We start from the raw sequence: 20,758 nt of genomic DNA on the forward strand, positions 1-20,758 counted from the left end.
ATCAAACCTTGGTCAAGCCCGCGCGGCGCTTGAGCGAAACCGCTTGTGATCGGTCGAAGACCGAGCACGATGGGATAAGTCGTATATATCAGGACTGAACCGGCACCCCGTAAAGGTCATGCTCGTCGGCATCCTCGATCAGGACGTCGAACATATCGCCGGCCTTCCGCCCTTCGCCGACGTCGCGCAGGAAGACATTGCCGTCGATCTCGGGCGCGTCGGCCTGGGATCGCGCGGTGGCGCCGATGCTGCCATCCTCCTCGTCCGGCTCGCCGATCTCGTCGAGGATGACGGGCAGGACGCGGCCGACTTTCGCCTGCAACTTGGCGGCGCTGATCGCGGCGGTCTTTTCCATGATGCGCTGGTAGCGTTCTTCCTTGACCTCTTCGGGCACCACCCCGGGCAGGTCATTGGCGGCCGCGCCCTCGACCGGCTCGAAGCGGAAGGCGCCGACGCGGTCGAGCTGCGCCTCGTCCAGCCAGTCGAGCAGATATTGGAAGTCCGCCTCCGTCTCGCCGGGGAAACCGACGACGAAGCTGGAGCGGATCGCGATATCCGGGCAGATGTCGCGCCACTTGCGGATGCGGTCCAGCACCTTCGCCTCATTGGCGGGGCGCTTCATGGCCTTGAGCACGCTCGGCGCGGCATGTTGGAACGGGATGTCGAGATAGGGGGTCAGCAGCCCGTCGGCCATCAGGGGGATGACCTGATCGACATGGGGGTAGGGATAGACATAGTGCAGCCGGACCCAGGGCGCGCGGCCTTCGGCGGTGCGCAACTGCCCCAGTTCGCGGGCGAGATCGGTCATGTGGGCACGCACCTCCCGGCCCTTCCACTGGCGCGTCTCATGGCGCGTGTCGACGCCATAGGCCGATGTGTCCTGGCTGATGACCAGCAGTTCCTTCGTCCCGGCATGGACCAGCTTTTCCGCTTCGCGCAGCACCGCGTCGATCCGGCGCGAGGCCAGATCGCCACGGATCGACGGAATGATGCAAAAGGAACAGCGATGGTTGCAGCCTTCGCTGATCTTCAGATAGCTATAGTGGCGCGGCGTCAGCTTGAGGCCGCCTTCGGGCACCAGGTCGACGAAAGCGTTGGGCACGGGTGGCGATGCGTCGTGGACGGCATTGACCACCTGCTCATATTGATGCGCGCCGGTGACGGCCAGCACCTGCGGGAATTTCGCGCGGATCACATCCGCCTCGTCGCCCATGCAGCCGGTAACGATGACGCGGCCATTTTCCGCGATCGCTTCGCCGATCGCCTCCAACGATTCTTCCTTGGCGGAGTCGAGAAAGCCGCAGGTGTTGACCAGCACGACGTCGGCGCCGGCATAGTCGGCGGACATCTGATAGCCGTCGGAGCGCAGCTTGGTCAGGATACGTTCGGAGTCGACCAGGTTCTTGGGACAGCCGAGCGAAACCATGCCGACTTTCGGCGCGTCTGGGATTTTGGTTGCCATGATCGGCGCGCACATAGGGATTTTTGCGCCAAATGTCACGAGGAAGCCGAAAAAGACGAAGGACGCGCCGTTGCGGGCGCGCCCTTCCTTCATCCAAGTCCTTGATCCGTCACATCTTGTAGGACAGGCGGATATAGCCGAACTGGCCCGGCACGTCATAGGTGGTCGGGTCGAAATTGGCACTGTCGCAGGTGAAGCAGGCCGGCGGGTCCTTGTCAAAGATATTGTTGACGCCGATCGTCAGCCGGGTGCGACGGTCGAGCCAGGCGGGCGAGAAATAGGCCTGCATGTCGCCATAGAAGGTCGAGCCCATCACGTTGCCGTCGCTTTCCGTGACCTTGCTGATATAGCGGCCGGTGAAGGAAATGCCCCAGGCGTCAGAGGCATAGTCGAGCGTCGTGGTCGACTTGAAGCGCGGATAGGCCTGGTCGGTGGCGGCGCAGCGTTCCTTGCCGGCGCATTTGATGGTCGGCGCGTTCAGCTCCGCCGGCGCCTTGATGTCATATTTCAGCAGATAGGCCGCGTTGATGGTCAGACCGATCGTGCCGTTGCCGATCGGTCTGGATCGGTAGATGAACGAACCGTCAATGCCGTCGGTGTTGATGGCGTTGAGGTTCTGCAACGTCGCGTCGATCCCCGCGACAAGGCCATTGGGCGTGCGCGAGATGGCGGCGCAACTCACCGGATCGCCGTCGAAGGCGCAACGGCGCAGCGTCAGCGTCGCGGGCACCGAGTCGATCGCGTTCTTGAGGCGGATATTATAATAGTTGACCTCAAGGCTGAGCGCGCTGGCGAAGCTGTCCCGCGCCCAGGCCGGGCTGTAGACCATGCCCGCCGTCCAGGTCTTGGCGGTTTCCGGCCTTAGTGCCGTCGACCCGCGCGAAAAGACGCCGAGCTGGCCGCCGGTCGGTTCGTCATAGCTGCCGTCGGCCGGCACGCCGTTGGCGATGCAGTTGGCTTGCACGGTCGGGTTGGCCCAGGCGCCGCCCGCCGCGCTGGTGCAGGGATCGTTGATCGTCTGGTCGGATCGCGATCGGCCGGCATACAACTCGCCGATGCTGGGCGCGCGCAGGCTTTCGGCATAGCCGCCGCGCAGCAGCAGGTCGCTGACCGGCTTCCACAGCCCCGACACGGTATAGGTCGTGTTGCTGCCGAAGCTGGAATAGTTGGAGCGGCGGGCCGCGCCGCTCAGTTCCAGCTTTCGGAAGAAGGGCATGTCGGCCAGGATCGGGATGCGCAGTTCGCCGTAGAATTCGTCGACGTTGAACCCGCCCGCCGCAGGACTTGTCGGCACGTCGGCGCCCAGCCCCGCGGCGATGACCGGATCGGGCACATAGGAAGCCTGCTGGTCGCGATGCTCGTAGCCGATGGCGAAGCCGACCGCGCCACCGGGCAGGTCGAACAATTCGCCCGACAGGTTGGCGGTCACGTCCCACAATTCCTGCTCGCTGCGCGACCGTTCGTCGAAGGTCACATAATCCAGCATCGCCTGGGTGATCGATCCCGCGCCGCCGAAGATGTTGAACGGCACGCAATCGCCTGTGCAGCCGGCGAGCGGACCCAGCGCCTGCGCCAGCTTCGCGGCGTTCAGGTTGCCGGTGAAAAGCTGATGCGCATTGTTGGAGCCGTAGATGCCATTGATGTCCCAATAAAATTTGCGGTCGCCGACATCGAAGGAGCCTTCGAGCGTGGACTGCATGGTGAAGGTATCGACATCCTGGCTGAAGACACGCTGGCCGCCCTCGACGAAGCGCCGGGCGATCATCGAATAGGTGGCCGGCGTCCCGTCCGCGCCCGAGGAAAGGGTGAAGCCGAACGGATTATAGGGATTGGTCGCATCGATGCTGATCGTGTCGAGCAGATTGCCGTTGCCGGCATCCGGTCCGACGAACAGCGGCAGCGGCGCGGCGCGCGTGGTCGAATTGCGATGCTGATAGACTAGGCGCGTGCGCAGGCTGACATTGTCGGAAAATTCGAACTTGGCGTTCAGGAACGCGCCATAGCGTTCGGACGGCGTCAGCAGATAATTGTTCGGCGCGAAATTATAGCGGTCGGCCGCCGTGAAATCCTTGAAATCGGCGGGATAGACCGGCCGGCCCGTCACCGGCGCGACCAGCGTCAGATCCTGATCGCCGATCAGGAAGCGGCCGTTGGGCGTCGCGCCGGAACAGCCGCCGATCGGATCGGCGCAACTGGTCTGGCCCGGATTGGGGAATTGCGAGATGGATCGGTCGGCGGTGCTGACCGCCTGTTGCTTCACATAATTGCCGCCGAAGACGATCGAGACGCGCTCCGACTGGATGCCGTAGCTGGCGTTGATGTCGTAGGTTTCGCCGTCGCCCTGTTCATAGGTGCCGAACTGGGCGGAGAAATCGAGGCCCTTTTGCGACTGTTTGGTGATGATGTTGACCACGCCGGCCACTGCGTCCGACCCGTAGAGCGGGGATGCGCCCGATTGCAGCACTTCGACACGTTCGATCATGCTTTGCGGGATGGAATTGAGGTCGACCGAGGCGGGAATGCCGCCTGCCGCCGATCCGTTCACATAGCGCATCCCGTCGACCAGGATCAGCGTCCGCTTGGCGCCCAGATAGCGCAGGTCGACTTCGGCCGAACCGGAACTGACGCCGGTGCCGTCGGGCGGACCGCCGATATTGCCGGCGTTGTTGACTTTGCTATTGAGGCCGCCCGCGGCGCTCGGGATGCGTTGCAGCACGTCAGCGATGGAGGTCAGGCCGGTGCGGGCGATCGCCTGCTGATCGACCGTGACGATCGGCTTGTCCTGATCGAGCGGGTTCTGGCGGATGCGGGAGCCAGTGACGATGATAGCGGCGCCATCATCGGCCTGCGGTTCGGTGGATTGGGCGAAGGCGGGAACGGACCAGGCGACGACGGAAAGCATGGCACCGCATTGCAGGACAGTTTTCAAGCGCATGTTACACCCCTTTGATTTCGCCCGTCTGACACGGGCCTGGGGTGGAGTGTTTGCGTTTTACAACAGTATAGCAATCGGGGCGGCGGCGAATGTAGCCCGAATTTTTCAATATGTTGCCTGATCGCAACAAGGATGCTCGGTTCGTCCGCGCTCCGCAACTATTCGTCGGCGGGGCGCGCGGGCCGGACCTTTTCTTCCATGATCTCGATGATGAGGTCGCCGGTCTGGAGCTGCCGCGCGCCTTCTTCCCAGAAGCCGATCGGCCTGTCCTCGCGATAGATGCGCACGCCAAGGCCCGTCCCGATCGCCGAAAGCGGCCGGCCGATCTCTTCCGGCAGCACCGGGCGTTCATTGAGCTTCACCCGGCCACCCGATGCGGCGAGATCCGCCATATAATCGGCGATATGCTTGCCGCTGGTGCTGCCCGCCAGCAACAGTCCGGCGAAGCTGACCGGATTGATGACGGTTGTCGCGCCTGCCTGCCGCGCGGGCAGTTCATTATCCTCGTTGCGCACCACGATGCTGATCGGCAGGCGCGGGGCGAGATGGCGGGCGGTCAACGTGATGAGGATCGAGGTGTCGTCGCGCCCCGCCGACACGATCATGCTGCGCGCACGGTGGACGGCGACGTCCTTCAGCGTCCTGTCGCGGGTGGAATCGCCGCACAGGATGTTGCAGCCCTGCGCCTCGGCCAGCGCCAGCGCCTTTTCGCTGCCGTCGATGACGACGATCTCGCGCGGGTCGGCGCCGCGCGCGAGCAGTTCATTCACCGCTTCCTGCCCGCTGGTGCCAAAGCCGGTGACGATGATGTGATTGTGCAGATCGGCCTGGATACGTGCCATGCGCCACCTGTAGATGATGTTGCGGAAAAAGAGATTATAGGCCGTGCCGAGGAAGATCAGCCAGACGAACAGGCGGATCGGCGTCACGAAGATGGATTCGAACAGCCGTGCCTCGGGCGTGACCGGCACGATGTCGCCATAGCCGACCGTCGTGACCGTCACCGTCGTAAAATAGAGGACGTCGATGAAGCTGATCTGGTCGTCATAATTATCCTTGAGGCCGTCGCGCCCGAACCAGTGCAGCAGCAGGACGATCGCAATCAGGCCGAAGACCAGAATGACGCGCCAGGTCAGGTCCAGCCACATCGGCATGGACGATCGCCGCCGCAGGAAACCCGCCGTGGGGGAGGAAGGGGTGATGCGGTCGATCCTCATGGCGGGGGCAATTGTCCGATCGGGTTCACGGGCACGCGATCCTTGCGCAGTTCGAAATGCAGCTTGGGCCGGCTGGCATAGCCGGTGTCGCCGGTCAGGCCGATCACCTGGCCTTGTCTCACCTTCTGCCCGCGCACCACGTCGATCCGGCTGGCATGACCATAGGCGCTCACCCAACTGCTGCCGTGATTGAGCAGGACAAGGCCGCCGAACACAGCGATCCTGTCGCCGGCATAGGCCACGATGCCGTCGGCCGCAGCGCGGATCGGCGTGCCGATGGGCGCGGCGATGTCGATGCCTTCATTCTTCGCGCCGCTCTCACCGGGGCCGAAGCGGGCGAGGATCGTGCCTCTGACCGGCCATGCGAAGCTGCCGCCAAAGGCGGCGGGCTGGGCGATCGGCTTATTGGCGGGCAGCGGGTCGGGCCGGGGGGAGGCGGCGGCTGCCGGCGTATTGTCCTTCGCGGCGGGCTGGCCGCCGGTCAGCACATCGTCGATGTCGATGCGGAAGGCGGCGGCGCGCTGTTCGATGCTGGGCGGGCCGGCGGGCGTGCCGCCGGGCAGCAACAACCGCTGGCCGCGCCGCAGCACATAGGGTTCCGTCAGCCCGTTCACCTCGACGATCTGCCGCCAGGGCACGCCATAGGCGGCCGCGATGGCGATGCCCGTCTCGCCCTCCGCCACCGGATGATAGCGGCCGCCGGGGATGGACAGGCGCTGGCCGGCGCGCAACAGATAGGGCGGGGCGATGCCGTTGGTGCGGGCGATCGCTTCCGATCCCGCGCCGGTGCGGTTGCCGACACCGCGCAGCGTGTCGCCGGGCTGGACCACATAGGTCGAGGCGCTCACGGTCCGGGCATTGGCCACGACCTGCTGCGCGGTCCAGACGGGTTCCGGCTCGGCCAGTTTCACGCTTGACGCATCGGCGCCCATTTGCGGCGGCGGCGTGGGCTGGCTGGTCGCGACTGGACGTTCGGCTTCGGCGGGAATGCAGGCAGTCAGCGCCAGCGAAACGGTCGGGATGGCGAGGGTCAGGGGCAGGCGCTGCATCGCCCCCCCGTTTATCCTATCGCGCCGGACTTGCCAGCTTTTTAGCGATGGGGGGAGCCTCAGTCGAACAAGGCCGCCGTCGCCGCCATCGCGCTGTCCTGCGTCAGGTCGTAATGGAGCGGCGTCACCGTCACATAGCCCTCCGCGATCGCGGCAAGATCGGTCCCCTCCGGCACCGACTGGCTGGTGCCCAGGCCAAACCAGTAATAGCGATAGCCGCGCGGATCGGTGCCCTCCACGATGTGGGTGCGGTCGACATCATGGAAGCCCTGCCGCACGACACGAATGCCCTTAACCGCCTCGGGAGCGATCGCCGGGAAATTGACGTTGAACAACAGGCGCGGGCTGGCCGGCATGGCGATCAGCGGGCGCAACACCTTCTCGCCCCAGGCCGACGCGGCGGCGAAGGGGACGGCGTCGCCCATGCCTTCGCGGGCATAGACCTGACTCAGCGCGATCGACTTGACGCCCGAAATGGCGCCTTCCATCGCGGCGGAGACGGTGCCGGAATAGGTGACATCCTCGGCCAGGTTCGCGCCGCGATTGACCCCCGACAGGATGAGGTCGGGCTTCGCATCCTTCATCAGATGGCCGACCGCCATCATCACCGCGTCGGTCGGGGTGCCGGTGACGCTGTAATGCCGATCGCCATGCCGGCGGACGCGCAGGGGCCGGGTGAGGGTGAGGCTATGGCCCGCGCCCGACTGCTCCTCGCTCGGCGCGACGATCCAGATATCGTCGGAAAAGCGCCGGGCGATCTGCTCCAGCACCTGAAGGCCGGGCGCGTGGACGCCATCGTCGTTGGTGAGCAGGATGCGCATGAACTATCTCCCCAAGTCCGTTCGGTTCGAGCTTGTCGAGAAGAGAGCGCATAGTTCTCGACGAGCTCGAACCGAACGGAGGATTTACTTCGGTTCGAGTTTCGTCACGCCACCCATATAGGGCGCCAGCACGTCCGGTATGATGACGCTGCCATCGGCCTGCTGATAATTTTCCAGCACCGCGACCAGGGTGCGGCCCACGGCCAGACCCGACCCGTTCAGTGTATGCAGGAAGACGGTCTGCTTCGACCCTTCGGGCCTGGTGCGGGCGTTCATGCGCCGCGCCTGGAAATCGCCGCAGTTGGAGACGGAACTGATCTCGCGATAGGTGTTCTGGCTGGGCAGCCAGACTTCGAGGTCATAGGTCTTGCGCGCGCCGAAACCCATGTCGCCGGTGCAGAGCAGCACCTTGCGATAGGGCAGGTTCAGCGCCTGGAGGATGCCCTCCGCCGCCGCGCACATGCGCTCATGTTCCGCCGCCGACTCTTCGGGCGCGCAGATGGCGACCAGTTCGACCTTCTCGAACTGATGCTGGCGGATGAAGCCGCGCGTGTCGCGACCGGCCGAGCCGGCTTCGGATCGAAAGCAGGGAGTAAGGGCGGTGAGGCGCAGCGGCAGGCTGTCGGCCGGCACGATCTGTTCGGCCACCAGATTGGTGAGCGACACTTCGGCGGTGGGGATCAGCCAGCGGCCGTCGGTCGTCCTGAACAGATCCTCCGCGAATTTGGGCAACTGCCCCGTGCCGAACAAAGCCTCGTCGCGGACCAGCAGCGGCGGATTGGTTTCCTCATAGCCGTTGGTCGCGGTCTGGGTGTCGAGCATATATTGGGCGAGCGCCCGGTGCAGCCGCGCCATCTGGCCCCGTAGCGCGGTGAAGCGCGCGCCGGACAGCCGCGCGCCGCCCTCGAAATCCAGACCCAGCGCCGGACCGAAATCGGCATGGTCCTGCGGCGCGAAATCGAAGGCGCGCGGCGTGCCCCAACGGCTCAGCTCGACATTGTCCGCCTCGTCATCACCCTGCGGTACGTCATCGGCGGGCAGGTTGGGGATGGCCGCCAGCATCGCGGTCAACGCTTCGCCGGTGTCGCGGTCCTCCGCTTCGAGAGCGGGCATCCGGTCCTTGAGCGTAGCGACCTCGGCCTTCAGCGCTTCGGCTTGTCCCATGTCCTTGGCCGCCATGGCCTGGCCGATCAGCTTGCTCGCTTCGTTGCGGCGGGCCTGGCCCTGCTGCAACGCGGTCTTGATGGCGCGGCTCTTCTCATCGATCGCCAATATCCCGGCGGCAAGTGGCGACAGGCCGCGGCGGGCGAGGGCGGCGTCGAAAGCGGCGGGATTTTCGCGGATGAAGCGGATGTCGTGCATGGGCCAGCCCTATGCCGCTCCGCGACGAGCCGCGCAACCCTGTGCGCCCCTGTCCGTTGATCCAACGTCACGCAAAAAGCAAAGGAGACAGGCGATGCGGATCGATCATGACGCGATGGTGCTGGTGGCGGACGGGCGCAAGCTCCTCTTCTTCCGCAACAAGGGCGACCGCGGCTCTCCCCAGCTGGAAGCGGAGGAGGTGAGGGTTCAGGACAATCCTGCCGACCGGGACCAGGCTTCCGATGCGCCGGGCCGCGCCTTCAATTCGGTGGGCAGTCATCGCAGCGCCATGGAGCAGGTCGATTTCCACGCGCTGGAGGAACAGCGTTTCGCGGCCGAGGCCGCTGACCTGCTCAAGCGGCGGGCCTTCGCGCAGGATTATGAGAAGCTGGTCATCATCGCGCCCCCCGCTGCGCTGGGGGAGATGCGCAAGCGCCTGCACAAGGAAGTGCAGGATCGGCTGGTGGGCGAGATTGCCAAGGATCTGACCAACCATCCGGTGCGGGAGATCGAGAAGCTGATCGCGGCGGTCTGATCGGGGAAAGTTAAAGGGCGGCTCCCCCCGGAACCGCCCTTCTTGTGCCCCCGCACAGAGGGGAACCGTAAAATCTTATCAGGCCGCAGCCTTCGTCTTCCGCTCGGCGAAGCGGCGGCGGGCGACCAGCGCCACGGCGGCCGCGCCGAAGAGCAGCACCATCGGCGGCGCCGGGACGTCGGTGCCGCCCGTGCTGCTCGACCCGCCGCTCGAACTGCTCGACGAGCTGGATGAGGAGCTGCTGCTCGACGAGGAGGATGACGAACTGCCGGTGCTGCCGAAGCTCGACGACCCGCCGGAAGAGGAGGAGCCGCTCGACGAGGAACTGGAGCTGCTCGACGACGAACCGGTGCTGCCGCCGTTCGAGCTGGAATGATCGTCGCCGCCGCTCGAACTGCTCGACGACGAGCTGGACGACGAGGAGGATGACGAACTGGAACTGGACGAGGAGGAACTGCTGCTGACGCCCGACGAGGTCGAGACATTACCGCTCGACGTCGAGACGTTGCCCGACGATGTGGACACCCCGCCCGTGGACGTAGACACGCCGCCGGTAGTCGAACTGGTCGAACTGCTGATGCCGCCGGTCGAGCTGCTGGTGGAGGAGATCACTACCGATCCGCCGCCGCCGCTGCCGCCACCGCCGAAAAATCCGCCGAAGAAGCCGCCGCCGCCAAAGCCGCCGCCACCGCCGATCACCACCGGCACCGCGCCGCCGCCACCTGACATCATCGGCATTTCCGGCGCGGGCATGGGGGCGGGCAGGGGAATCGGCGCCGCCTGGCTGGTCATAGTCACGGTCTGCGGCGCGCAGGCGGTGACGGTCTTCACCACCTTGCGTTGCACGGTGCGCACGGCATAGCGTTTCTTGGGCGCGGCTTTCACGCTTTTGCTGCTGTGGACCACCGCCGGGCGCGCGCTCTCGGCGACATGCACGGCGCCCCCGCCGATGATCGCTCCGCCGCACGTGCAGGCGCATAATTTAGCCAATGCCATCCGTACCGACATAGGATCCACTCTTATCTTGTTGCCCCTCGTCCCCGCGCAATCCGATACTGGCGATGGACGAACCAAAACTTCCTATGCGCATGAACGCAAAAGAAATGGTTAACCGCAAGATCGTTAACTCTGAATCGAGGGGTCAAGTCGAGGGAAATCCTGCGTCCTCCTGAAAAAATATGGTTAACGTCCCACATTGAAACGGGCATGGCGCTGGGTCTGAATAGTTCGCCTGTGGCGCGGCGGTCCACGAACGAAGACGGGGCTTGCTCGAAAGAGCTGCAAAATCCTCCAAATGGGGACACAAGCCCTTGAATGCCCGCTTGTGTCGCCCCGCGCCCATGGCTATGAGGCGCGCTCAATGAAAAGTCATGGGCGCCCCGGAACTGCAAGCGCCGGGGCCAACGAGTCGGAGAGCCAGATGGCATCGGTCCTAAATTCCGATAAAGACGGCGAGAAGCCGCCAAAATCGACGGTAACGCTTCCCCCTGACTATCGGCCTTCGCCTGACGAAGAGTTCATGAATCCGCTTCAGCTGGAATATTTCCGGCAGCGCCTCTGGGACTGGAAAAAGCAGATACTGGCCGAAGCGGAAGGCACGCTGGCCGTTCTGCAAAAAGAGCCGCTGCGCGAGCCGGATCTCAATGATCGCGCCTCGAGCGAGACCGACTGGTCGATCGAACTGCGCACCCGCGATCGCCAGCGCAAGCTGATTTCCAAGATCGACGCCGCCCTGCGCCGTATCGACGATGGCGAATATGGCTATTGCGAAGTGACCGGCGAACCCATCTCGCTCGGCCGGCTGGAAGCGCGTCCGATCGCGACGATGACGGTCGAGGCGCAGGAACGGCACGAGCGGCAGGAAAAAGTCTCTCGCGACGATTAACCTTTCTTCCATCTACCGCGAATAGCGTGTCGGCGATTGAACGGCAGCTATTCGCGGGTTTGGCATGAAAGACGAACAGGGCATTTCCGATCGCGGGCCGGCGCGCGCCGCGCCGCGCGACAGCCTGTTCCTGCTGACCAGCCTCAGCACGGTCGATGGCGAGGAACTGGGCAAGGCCCGGATTCGCAACCTCTCCGCCACCGGGCTGATGGCGGATTGCGAGCGGGCCGTGCCTGCAGGAACCCGGATTGCGCTGGAATTGCGCGGCGTGGGCCAGGTCAGCGGCAGCGTCGCCTGGTCGCGCGACGACAAGATCGGGGTGGCCTTCGACGAACCGATCGATCCGCAACTTGCGCGCAAGCCGGTGGGCGGGGGGCAGCAGACGCCCGATTATCTGCGTATGCATCAGCCCCCCAGAAGGTCGCGCTGAGTTTTTCTTCAAGCGGCAACATGCAATGAAAAGCCCCGCGAACCTGTGGTTCCGGGGTTTGCGGCCTATACGGCCTTGTTATCCATCCATATCGGGGGGGGGGCGGGTCGGATCGGCGGTCTGCGCCGCCGGATTCCGACCTCTTCCCGGATTGGCTTCAGCCGCTCAGTGCTGTGCCGCCATCTCCTCCTTCAGCCGCAATTTCTGCTTCTTGAGCGAGGCCACCAGGATCGCGTCGGGCATGGGCCGACTCGACTCCGCCTTGATTCGTGCTTCAAGGCCGGCGTGCTTGGCTGAAAGAGCGGAAATATGGCTGTTTTCCATGACAATCTCCTTACGAGGGGTGATGGATGACGAAGTAGATCATCATTTCGGGTGGTTGTCTTGAGGTGATTCGGGCTTTGCGACGGGCTGCGCGAAATTTTGCGGTGGCCCGTAGGGCGCTCTGGCGTTATCTGTTTGCGTTCGGGTGGCAATCGGGATGCGAGCGGGACGTGAGCCGGGAAGACATCATGCGGCGCCTGGAACTGCTGCGGATCGAGCATCGCGATCTCGACAGCGCGATCGGCGCGCTGGTGGATGCGGGCGGCGGCGACCAGATGCAGATCGCACGCCTCAAGAAGCGCAAACTGCGCCTGCGTGACGAGATTACGCTGCTGGAGGACCAGCTTGTGCCGGACATCATCGCCTGATGGCCGGGGCCTGATCCGGGCGATGCGGGGCGACCGGCCCCGAATGGGACAGTCGGGCGCAAAGGGCCGTTAACGGACCTGACAAATTTATTGCACTATGTCAGTCATTGGTCATGAAGAACGCAGCCTATCTCGATCCCAGCCTCCATCGACGCCTGGTCGACAGCCTCTATCTGGAGGCGATGGTGATGGCGGACGAGGCGCGTTCCTATTTCGACGGCGGCGCCCTGGCCGATCAGCATATCCAGGACCCGCTGCGTCGCGTTGCCTTCGCCTGCGAATCGCTCAAGGTCACGACCCGGCTGATGCACATCATCGCCTGGCTGCTGAGCCAGCGCGCCTGGCAGCGGGGCGAGATCAGCGACACCGATCTGGCAGACGAGAAATATCGGCTGGGGCGGGCGACGCTGAGCGACCCCGCGCAGGCGGCCGACTTCCCCTTCGCCGCACGGGCGCTGATCGAGGGAAGCCAGGATCTCTACGACCGGGTCATGCGTCTCCAGGACCGGCTGGATCGGTTGTCGGCGCCGTCCGATCCCGGCCCGGCGCGCGCGCTGCTGGATCGGCTCAATACCGCTTTCTGACCTCTGGCGCTTCTGGACTGGCCATGGCGGGCGAAGTTGGTCTAGACCCGTCGCCATGACCCATGGTTTGCGGACCCGACGCCGCACTTCTGGCCGACGCCCGCATACCGCCCGGCTCTATCTAGCGCCGTTGCTATTGCTCGCCCCCTGCACGGCGCAGGCGCAGCAGGCGTCCTCGCCCCCAGCCGCCCCCCCGGAAACCGCGCCTGACGTGAACGCGCCGCTCGACGCCATGCCCGACATCGGCGTGGACTGGCCCGACATGGAGCAACCCGACAGCGTCGATCCGCTGCCGGCCGAGCCGGTCGAGCCCAATGCCGCCGCCGGCGCCGAACCGCCCGCCGAGACGCTGCCGGCCTTGCCCGAGCCGGTGGAGGATGTCGCCACCTTCACCGATGCCGGGGAGGAGCGCCGCTACACGGTCGTGCTGAACGGCATCGAAACGATCGCCGACGCGCAGTTCACGCAGCGCTTCGACGAATTGTCGGCGCTGCGCCTGGGGCAGGACAAGGCCGCCAACCTTGCCCAGATCAACCGTCGCATCAAGGAAGACAGCGATCTGATCGACCGGCTGCTGCGGGCCAAGGGCTATTATGCCGCGCGCGTCCGGGGCAGCGTCGCGCCGCCGCCGGCCGGCAGCGACCGGCTGGCCGTCCGTTTCGAAATCACGCCCGGCGCGCGCTATCTGCTGTCGTCGGTCGACGTCACCGGCCTTGCTGAGACGGGCGAGCGGGAAGCGAAGCTGCGCGCGGCCTTCCCGCCCAAGGTCGACGATCCGGTCGATGCCGACGCCATCCTCGTCGGGCGCGACAGCCTGACCACGGCCCTATCCGAAAGCGGCTTTCCCTTCGCCAAGGTCGATGAGCCGGAAGTGCGGATCGACCATGAGGAGCGCAAGGGCGATCTCGACATCATCGTCACACCCGGCGGCTTCCGTCGCTTCGGCGCGATCCGCATGGATGACGAGCAATTGTTCAGCGCCCATCATGTGCAGGAAATCGCGCGCTTCGATCCGGGCGACACCTATATGGCGTCGGATGTCGAGGATCTGCGCCGGGCGATCGTCGCCACCGGCCTCGTCTCCTCCGTCACGCTGACACCGAAGGATGCGGGCGATGGCGAGCATGTCGACCTGGACGTCGACATGCGCCCGGCACCGCTGCGCACCGTCGCGGGCGAACTGGGCTATGGCACGGGCGAAGGCTATCGCGCGGAAGTGAGCTGGCAACATCGCAACCTCTTCCCGCCCGAAGGCGCGGTGACGCTGCGAGGCGTGATCGGCACGCAGGAGCAGACCGCATCCTTCACCTATCGCCGCAACAATTTCAAACGGCGCGACAATGTGCTGACCGGCCTGCTGTCGATCAGTAATATCAGGCGCGATGCCTATGATGCGCGCACCATCAACCTGTCGGGCGCGATCGAGCGGCAGAGCAACATATTGTTCCAGAAGAAATGGGTCTGGCGCTTCGGCGGCGAACTGATCGCGTCGGACGAAGCCGACGCCTTCTCGGGCGGGTCGCGCCGCACCTTCCTGATCGCGGCGGTGCCGGTCAGCCTGACCTATGACGGCAGCGACGACCTGCTCAACCCCAGCAGGGGCTTCCGCCTGGGCGCGCGTGTCAGCCCCGAACTCTCCTTCCAGAACAAGACCTTCGGCTATGTCCGCACGCAGGTGGACGGCAGCGTCTACCAGCCGATGAGCGACCGGGTGGTGGTCGCCGCCCGCGCCCGCTTCGGCACCATCTTCGGATCGACCGTCGATCAGATCGCGCCGTCCCGCCGTTTCTATGCGGGCGGCGGCGCGTCGGTGCGCGGCTATGGCTATCAGGCGATCGGGCCGCGCTATGGCGAGGATGACGATCCGGTCGGCGGCAAGAGCCTCGCCGAATTTTCGCTCGAAAGCCGCATTCGCTTCGGCAATTTCGGCGTCGTGCCCTTCGTCGACGCGGGCAATATCTCGACCAGCTTCCTGCCGCGCTTCCGCGACCTGCGCATCGGCGCGGGCATGGGCGTGCGCTATTACAGCAATTTCGGGCCGATCCGCGTCGATGTGGGCACGCCGCTCAACCCGCAGCCGGGCGACCCCAAGGTCGCCGTCTATGTCTCGCTGGGGCAGGCCTTCTGATGGTGGAGGAAACGCCCCCCGCGGCCCTCGTGCCGCCACCGCCGCCGCCCGCCCGGCACCGCCGCGCCTGGGACGGGCGTTGGCAGCGCTGGATCGCGGGGCTGCTGGGGATGGCGCTGCTGATCGTCATCGGTGCGCTGGTCTGGCTCGATACGGCGGGCGGCCATCGTTTCCTCGCCAGCCGCGTCGCGACCATCAAGTCGGCGTCGGGGCTGCGCATCCATGTCGGCGCGATCGAAGGCAGCATCTATCGCAAGGCGGTGCTGCGCGACCTCACCCTGTCCGATCCCAAGGGACCGTTCCTGAATGCCCCGCGGGTCGAGCTGGACTGGTGGCCCTTCGCCTGGCTGTCCAACCGGCTGGATATCGACCGGCTCGTCATTCCGCAGGCGACCCTGCACAAGCTGCCCAAACTCAACCCGACCCAGCGGCGCGGGCCGATCCTGCCCGGTTTCGACATTCGCCTGATGCAATTTTCGGTCGGGCGCCTGATGATTGCGGAAGCGGTCAACGGCCGCATCCAGACCGCGACCATGGCGGGCGATGCCGATATTCGCGGCGGACGGGCGATCATCGACCTGTCGGCGCGAACGCTGGACGGCAGCGACGCGCTCACCATTGCGCTCGACAGCCGGCCCGATGACGACCGCTTCAAGCTGGACGTGATCGTCAACGCGCCCAGGACCGGCGTGCTGGCGGCGATGGCAGGTTTGAAGCAGGACGCCAATCTCCGCATCGGCGGCAAGGGCAGCTGGCGCCGCTGGGACGGCCGCCTCGCCGCGACGCTGGACGGCGCGCCGGCCGCCGACGTCGTGCTGGCCGCGCGCAGCGGCGCCTATTCGGGGCGCGGCACGATCGAGGGGACGGCGATCACGGGCAATGGCCTGCTGCGCCGCATGGCCGATCCGCGTCTGGCGGTAAGGGCCAGCGGCACGATGGTCGACCGGGTGATCGACGGCAAGCTGGCGCTCCGGTCCGCCGCCTTCGATCTTGACGCGGATGGCGCGATCGACCTGCGCAACAATGCGCTCGACAATCTGCTGATCAACCTGAAACTCGCCCGGCCCCAGGCCCTGCTCAAGAATATGCGGGGGCGCGATATCGCCGCGAAGATCCGGCTCGACGGCCCGTTCAGCGCGCCCGGCTATGAATATCTGCTGACCGCGCGCGAACTGGCCTTCGACAAGACGGCGATCCATGACGTGCGCGCCGAGGGCAAGGGGCGGCACGCGGGCGGCAGCACGGCGCAAATTCCGCTCAGGCTGCGCGCACGTCGGCTGGACGGGCAGGGCGAACTGGTCGAAGGCATCCTCCGCAACTTCCAGCTCGACGGCGTGCTGCAATTGAAGGGGCAGCAGATCGTCAGCAACCCGATGCAGTTCCGCTCGGACAAGCTGCGCGGCAAGCTGGTGATGATCGCGGACCTGAAGACCGGCCGCTATGATTTCGGCCTCGACGGCCAGCTCAGCAACCTGTTCATCCGTGGCTTTGGGGTAGTCGATGTGGCATCGAAGCTGCGCGCCACGCCGCGCCGTGACGGCGGTTTCGGCCTCAGCGGCAATGCGTCGGCGCGGGTGCGGCGGCTGGACAATGATTTCCTGCGGACGCTGGGCGGCGGCCTGCCGACGGCGCGCAGCAGGCTGGAACTGTTGCCGGACGGGCAATTGCGTCTCACCGACCTGCACCTCGATTCGCCGCTGCTGACCCTCGCGGGGCAGGGGCTGCGTCACCGCGACGGGACGCTGCATCTGGAGGGCAGCGGCCGCCATGGCCGCTATGGCCCCGTCACCCTGACGCTGGACGGCCGGATCGAACGGCCGACCGTCGACCTGCTGCTGGCGCGGCCGATGGATGCGCTCGGCCTGCGCGACGTGCGGGCGAAGCTGATCCCCGACGCCAATGGCTATAGCTATACCGCCAATGGCGGGTCGACGCTCGGCCCCTTCACCGGGCGCGGCGTGATCCTGCTGCCGCCCGGCGGGCAGGCGGTGGTGCGCGTCGCCAACCTCGCCGTGTCGGGCGTCACCGCCAGCGGCGATATCCGTCCGGTCGATGGCGGGCTGGACGGCCAGCTGGGCGTGACCGGCCCCGTCACCGGCTATATCAATTTCAAGCCGGTGAACGATGTCCAGCAGGTGCAATTGAAGCTAAACGCCAGTGACGCCAGTTTCGAAGGACCGACCGTCATCACGGTGCGGCGCGGCACGCTCGACGGCACGATCCTGCTCGATCCCGACGGCACCAGCATCACCGGAACGGCGCAGGCGCGGGGCCTGCGGGTCGGCGGCATATTGCTCGGCCGCTTCGCCGCCAATGCGGAACTGGTCGACGGCAAGGGCAAGGTTCGCGGCAGCCTGTCGGGCCAGCGCGGCCGTCTGTTCGACCTTCAGGGCGAAGCGCAGGTCGACCCCGACCGCATCCGCCTGTCGGCCAGCGGCACCGTCGACAAGCGCGCCATCCGCCTCAGCCGCGCGGCGGTGCTGACCCGGACGGAGGATGGCTGGCGCCTGTCGCCGACCACGGTCAGCTATGCCGGGGGATCGCTGCAACTGGCGGGCGAACTGGGCAGCGCGTCGACCCATGTCGAGGCCCGGATGGAGAGACTGCCGCTCTCGCTGCTCGACATCGCCTATGACAATCTGGGGCTGGGCGGCATGGCGACCGGGTCGCTCAGCTATGCCCAGCCGCGCGGCGGCCTGCCCAGCGGCAAGGCGGAACTGCGCATTCGCGGCCTGTCGCGGTCCGGCTTGTCGCTGAGTTCGCGCCCGGTCGATGTCGGCCTTAACGGGGTGCTGACGCCCGATCGGCTGGCGACCCGCATGGTCTTCGTCGCCGACGGCAAGACGATCGGTCGCGCCCAGGCGCTGCTGACGCCGCTCGGGCGGGAGGGCGGCCTTGTCCAGCGGCTCAACGCCGCGCCGCTGTTCGCGCAGCTGCGCTATGGCGGCACGGCCGATACGCTGTGGCGGCTGTTCGGGGTGGAGATCGTCGACATAGGCGGCCCGGTCAGCGTGTCGGCCGATATGCGCGGCACGCTGGGCGATCCGCGCATCACCGGGCAGCTTGCGACCGACAACGCCACCATCAACAGCCCCGTCACCGGTATGCGCCTGCGTGGCGTCAAGGCGCAAGGGCGCTTCTCCGGCGCGCAGCTCGTCATCTCCAGCTTCACCGCCACCGCGCAAAATGGGGGGGCGGTGACGGGTGCCGGCCGCTTCACTTTCAACGGCATTGCCGGCGTGGGCATGGACCTGGCCTTGCAGGCGGACAATGCCGCGCTGCTGGAGCGCGACGATATCGCCGCGACCGTGACCGGGCCGATCACCCTGCGTTCTGACGGATCGGGCGGCACGATCGGCGGCGACCTGGTGCTGAACAGAAGCCGCTTCACCATGGGCCGCGCCGCCGCCGTGGCCCAGATCCCCGAACTGCGCGTGATCGAGATTAACCGGCGCGGCGAGGAGATCGAGCAGCCGCGCGCCACCGTGCCCTGGGCGCTGGCGGTCAAGGCGCGCGCGCGCAACCGCCTGACCGTCACGGGCCTCGGCCTCGACAGCGAATGGCGCGCGGACCTCGACATCGGCGGGACTGTCACCAGCCCGGCGATCGCGGGGCGCGCCGAACTGGTGCGCGGCGGATACGAGTTTGCTGGCCGTCGCTTCGAACTGCGCGAAGGCCATATCCAGTTCGACGGCCGGACTCCGGTCAATCCGACGCTCGACATCAGCGCGGAGGCGGATGTCAGCGACCTTAGCGCCACCATCCATGTCGGCGGCACCGGCCTGAAGCCCGACATCACATTCACCAGCACGCCCGCGCTGCCGCAGGACGAACTGCTCTCGCGCATCCTGTTCGGCACCTCGATCACCAACCTGTCCGCGCCCGAAGCGCTCCAACTCGCCTCGGCGGTCGGATCGCTCCAGGGCGATGGCGGGCTGGACCCGATCAATGCGGTGCGCAAGGCGGCGGGCCTCGACCGCCTGCGCATCATCGCCGCCGACCCGACCCAGGGGCAGGGCACCTCGATCGCGGCGGGCAAATATCTGACCCGCAAGACCTATGTCGAACTGATTACCGACGGGCAGGGCTATAGCGCCACCCGGATGGAATATCAGGTCACGCGCTGGCTGTCCCTGCTGGGCGCCATCTCCACCCTTGGGCGCCAGAGCGCCAACGTCCGCATATCCAAGGATTATTGATAGTGACCAAGAGCCGCATCGATGCCGGCACCGCAATCAGCGTGATGGACCTGTTCACCATCGGCATCGGCCCGTCCAGTTCGCATACCGTCGGGCCGATGCGCGCCGCTTTGATGTTCATGGACACGCTGCCGGCCATCCCGTCGCGGGTGCAATGCGAATTGTTCGGATCGCTGGCCCTGACCGGCAAGGGTCACGCCACTGACGTTGCGGTCCTGCTCGGCCTGTCGGGCCATCGTCCCGAAAACGTCGATCCCGATGCGATTCCCGTCCTCCTCGCCGCGATCCGCAGCGACGGCCGCATCCAGGCGGGCAGCGCGATCGACCGCTGGGTGCCCTTCGCGGAGGAGCGCGACCTTCTCTTCCGCATGGGTGAATTTCTGGAAGCGCACAGCAACGGTATGCGCTTTTCCGCCTGGTTCGACGACAGCGAAGCCCCTTTGGTGCGCGATTATTATTCGATCGGCGGCGGCGCGGTGCTGCCCGGCGTCGTCCCGGTCAGCGACGACACGCCGCTTGGCCATAATGTCGTCCAGCCCTATCCCTTCTCCTCCGGCGCGGAGATGCTGGCGCAGGGCGAGACGAGCGGCCTCTCCATCGCGACCCTGGTGCTGCGCAACGAGGGCGCCTGGCGCGCGCAAGAGGAAACGGACGCCTTCCTCGACAGCGTGATCGACGCCATGTCCGCCTCGATCGACCGGGGGCTGATGCAGGAAGGGCTGCTGCCCGGCGGCCTCAAGGTCCGCCGCCGCGCCCGGGCCATTCACCAGCGGCTGCGGCTGCAACAGGACGCATTGGGACCGGCGCAGATATTCGAATGGGTCAGCCTGTTCGCGCTGGCGGTGAATGAGGAGAATGCGGCGGGCGGCCGGGTCGTCACCGCGCCCACCAATGGGGCGGCGGGCGTGATCCCGGCGGTGCTGCATTATTATCGCCGCTTCGTGCCCGGCGCCGACCGCGACGGCGAGCGGCGTTTCCTCCTCACCGCCGCCGCGATCGGTTTCCTCTACAAGAAGCGCGCCTCCATCTCCGCCGCCGAAATGGGCTGTCAGGGCGAAGTGGGGGTGGCCTGCTCCATGGCGGCGGCGGGGCTGGCGGCGGTGCTGGGCGGCACCAACAGCCAAGTCGAAAATGCCGCCGAGATCGGCATGGAACATAATCTGGGCCTCACCTGCGATCCGATCGGCGGCCTCGTCCAGATCCCCTGCATCGAGCGCAACACCATGGGCGCGGTGAAGGCGATCAACGCCGCCTATCTCGCGCTTCAGGGCGACGGCCGGCATATCGTCAGCCTCGACGCGGTGATCGAAACCATGCGCCAGACCGGCGAGGACATGGCCAGCCGCTACAAGGAAACCTCGCTCGGCGGGCTGGCCGTCAACGTGGTGGAGTGCTGAAAAATATCTCTCGGTTCACCGCCGCATCGGCACGCCGTCGCGATGAACCGAGTCTTTTTCGT

17 protein-coding genes are annotated in these 20,758 nt (G+C 66.1%); 10 read left to right on the forward strand and 7 right to left on the reverse strand.

Annotated elements, in window-relative coordinates:
- Positions 1 to 88: 88 nt before the first annotated feature.
- From rimO to serS, 6 genes are all read right to left on the reverse strand, one after another.
- A complete protein-coding gene (gene rimO / locus AC58EF_RS16100) occupies positions 89 to 1,477 on the reverse strand; it encodes a 30S ribosomal protein S12 methylthiotransferase RimO (protein WP_497277429.1) in 1,389 nt (462 codons plus the stop codon).
- 94 nt (positions 1,478 to 1,571) lie between these two features.
- The gene (locus tag AC58EF_RS16105) at positions 1,572 to 4,397 is read right to left on the reverse strand and encodes a TonB-dependent receptor domain-containing protein (RefSeq protein WP_497277383.1); all 2,826 of its coding nucleotides are present in this window, start codon (positions 4,395 to 4,397) and stop codon (positions 1,572 to 1,574) included.
- Between the two features lie 158 nt (positions 4,398 to 4,555).
- Positions 4,556 to 5,614, reverse strand: coding sequence for a potassium channel family protein (locus AC58EF_RS16110; RefSeq protein ID WP_497277384.1), 1,059 nt, complete (start codon positions 5,612 to 5,614; stop codon positions 4,556 to 4,558).
- Positions 5,611 to 6,663 (reverse strand): peptidoglycan DD-metalloendopeptidase family protein, encoded by a 1,053-nt coding sequence (locus AC58EF_RS16115; protein WP_497277385.1) that lies wholly within the window; start codon positions 6,661 to 6,663, stop codon positions 5,611 to 5,613. The genes AC58EF_RS16110 and AC58EF_RS16115 overlap by 4 nt, the downstream gene beginning before the upstream one ends.
- Before the next feature lie 59 nt (positions 6,664 to 6,722).
- The gene (gene surE / locus AC58EF_RS16120) at positions 6,723 to 7,484 is read right to left on the reverse strand and encodes a 5'/3'-nucleotidase SurE (RefSeq protein ID WP_497277386.1); all 762 of its coding nucleotides are present in this window, start codon (positions 7,482 to 7,484) and stop codon (positions 6,723 to 6,725) included.
- An 84-nt stretch (positions 7,485 to 7,568) separates the two neighbouring features.
- Complete coding sequence (serS, locus tag AC58EF_RS16125) at positions 7,569 to 8,846, reverse strand: serine--tRNA ligase (protein ID WP_497277387.1); 1,278 nt, start codon at positions 8,844 to 8,846, stop codon at positions 7,569 to 7,571.
- A gap of 94 nt (positions 8,847 to 8,940) precedes the next feature.
- On the opposite strand from serS, the gene AC58EF_RS16130 reads away from it, so the two are divergent.
- From AC58EF_RS16130 to AC58EF_RS16150, 5 genes are all read left to right on the forward strand, one after another.
- Positions 8,941 to 9,381, forward strand: a complete 441-nt coding sequence (locus AC58EF_RS16130) for a host attachment family protein (protein ID WP_497277388.1) — start codon at positions 8,941 to 8,943, stop codon at positions 9,379 to 9,381.
- A 190-nt stretch (positions 9,382 to 9,571) separates the two neighbouring features.
- Entirely contained in the window at positions 9,572 to 9,757 is a 186-nt protein-coding gene (locus AC58EF_RS16135) for a hypothetical protein (RefSeq protein ID WP_497277389.1), read from the forward strand.
- Between the two features lie 156 nt (positions 9,758 to 9,913).
- Entirely contained in the window at positions 9,914 to 10,243 is a 330-nt protein-coding gene (locus AC58EF_RS16140; protein WP_497277390.1) for a hypothetical protein, read from the forward strand.
- 558 nt (positions 10,244 to 10,801) lie between these two features.
- Positions 10,802 to 11,266, forward strand: coding sequence for an RNA polymerase-binding protein DksA (dksA, locus tag AC58EF_RS16145; RefSeq protein ID WP_497277391.1), 465 nt, complete (start codon positions 10,802 to 10,804; stop codon positions 11,264 to 11,266).
- Positions 11,267 to 11,330: 64 nt separating this feature from the next.
- Positions 11,331 to 11,696 (forward strand): PilZ domain-containing protein, encoded by a 366-nt coding sequence (locus AC58EF_RS16150; protein WP_497277392.1) that lies wholly within the window; start codon positions 11,331 to 11,333, stop codon positions 11,694 to 11,696.
- A gap of 165 nt (positions 11,697 to 11,861) precedes the next feature.
- Here AC58EF_RS16150 and AC58EF_RS16155 read toward each other — a convergent pair whose 3' ends face one another.
- Complete coding sequence (locus AC58EF_RS16155; protein ID WP_228166595.1) at positions 11,862 to 12,020, reverse strand: YdcH family protein; 159 nt, start codon at positions 12,018 to 12,020, stop codon at positions 11,862 to 11,864.
- Positions 12,021 to 12,208: 188 nt separating this feature from the next.
- On the opposite strand from AC58EF_RS16155, the gene AC58EF_RS16160 reads away from it, so the two are divergent.
- The 5 genes from AC58EF_RS16160 to AC58EF_RS16180 all read left to right on the forward strand — a co-directional run bounded on the left by AC58EF_RS16160 (position 12,209) and on the right by AC58EF_RS16180 (position 20,696).
- On the forward strand, positions 12,209 to 12,388 hold the full coding sequence (locus AC58EF_RS16160) for a YdcH family protein (RefSeq protein ID WP_497277393.1): 180 nt from the start codon (positions 12,209 to 12,211) through the stop codon (positions 12,386 to 12,388).
- 113 nt (positions 12,389 to 12,501) lie between these two features.
- On the forward strand, positions 12,502 to 12,972 hold the full coding sequence (locus tag AC58EF_RS16165) for a DUF1465 family protein (RefSeq protein WP_497277394.1): 471 nt from the start codon (positions 12,502 to 12,504) through the stop codon (positions 12,970 to 12,972).
- Between the two features lie 55 nt (positions 12,973 to 13,027).
- Positions 13,028 to 15,100, forward strand: coding sequence for an autotransporter assembly complex protein TamA (locus AC58EF_RS16170; protein WP_497277395.1), 2,073 nt, complete (start codon positions 13,028 to 13,030; stop codon positions 15,098 to 15,100).
- Complete coding sequence (locus tag AC58EF_RS16175) at positions 15,100 to 19,299, forward strand: translocation/assembly module TamB domain-containing protein (protein ID WP_497277396.1); 4,200 nt, start codon at positions 15,100 to 15,102, stop codon at positions 19,297 to 19,299. The genes AC58EF_RS16170 and AC58EF_RS16175 overlap by 1 nt, the downstream gene beginning before the upstream one ends.
- A 2-nt stretch (positions 19,300 to 19,301) precedes the next feature.
- Positions 19,302 to 20,696 carry an L-serine ammonia-lyase gene (locus AC58EF_RS16180; RefSeq protein WP_497277397.1) on the forward strand — a complete coding sequence of 465 codons (1,395 nt, stop codon included), beginning with the start codon at positions 19,302 to 19,304 and terminating at the stop codon, positions 20,694 to 20,696.
- Positions 20,697 to 20,758: the final 62 nt, after the last annotated feature.

The sequence above is a fragment of the Sphingobium sp. WR1 genome (assembly GCF_059693745.1).

Coding starts and splice junctions, on each gene's coding strand:
- rimO (WP_497277429.1), bottom strand. CDS start 1,477: ATGTGCGCGCCGATCATGGCAACCAAAATCCCAGACGCGCCGAAAGTC.
- AC58EF_RS16105 (WP_497277383.1), bottom strand. CDS start 4,397: ATGCGCTTGAAAACTGTCCTGCAATGCGGTGCCATGCTTTCCGTCGTC.
- AC58EF_RS16110 (WP_497277384.1), bottom strand. CDS start 5,614: ATGAGGATCGACCGCATCACCCCTTCCTCCCCCACGGCGGGTTTCCTG.
- AC58EF_RS16115 (WP_497277385.1), bottom strand. CDS start 6,663: ATGCAGCGCCTGCCCCTGACCCTCGCCATCCCGACCGTTTCGCTGGCG.
- surE (WP_497277386.1), bottom strand. CDS start 7,484: ATGCGCATCCTGCTCACCAACGACGATGGCGTCCACGCGCCCGGCCTT.
- serS (WP_497277387.1), bottom strand. CDS start 8,846: ATGCACGACATCCGCTTCATCCGCGAAAATCCCGCCGCTTTCGACGCC.
- AC58EF_RS16130 (WP_497277388.1), top strand. CDS start 8,941: ATGCGGATCGATCATGACGCGATGGTGCTGGTGGCGGACGGGCGCAAG.
- dksA (WP_497277391.1), top strand. CDS start 10,802: ATGGCATCGGTCCTAAATTCCGATAAAGACGGCGAGAAGCCGCCAAAA.
- AC58EF_RS16150 (WP_497277392.1), top strand. CDS start 11,331: ATGAAAGACGAACAGGGCATTTCCGATCGCGGGCCGGCGCGCGCCGCG.
- AC58EF_RS16155 (WP_228166595.1), bottom strand. CDS start 12,020: ATGGAAAACAGCCATATTTCCGCTCTTTCAGCCAAGCACGCCGGCCTT.
- AC58EF_RS16160 (WP_497277393.1), top strand. CDS start 12,209: ATGCGGCGCCTGGAACTGCTGCGGATCGAGCATCGCGATCTCGACAGC.
- AC58EF_RS16165 (WP_497277394.1), top strand. CDS start 12,502: ATGAAGAACGCAGCCTATCTCGATCCCAGCCTCCATCGACGCCTGGTC.
- AC58EF_RS16170 (WP_497277395.1), top strand. CDS start 13,028: ATGACCCATGGTTTGCGGACCCGACGCCGCACTTCTGGCCGACGCCCG.
- AC58EF_RS16175 (WP_497277396.1), top strand. CDS start 15,100: ATGGTGGAGGAAACGCCCCCCGCGGCCCTCGTGCCGCCACCGCCGCCG.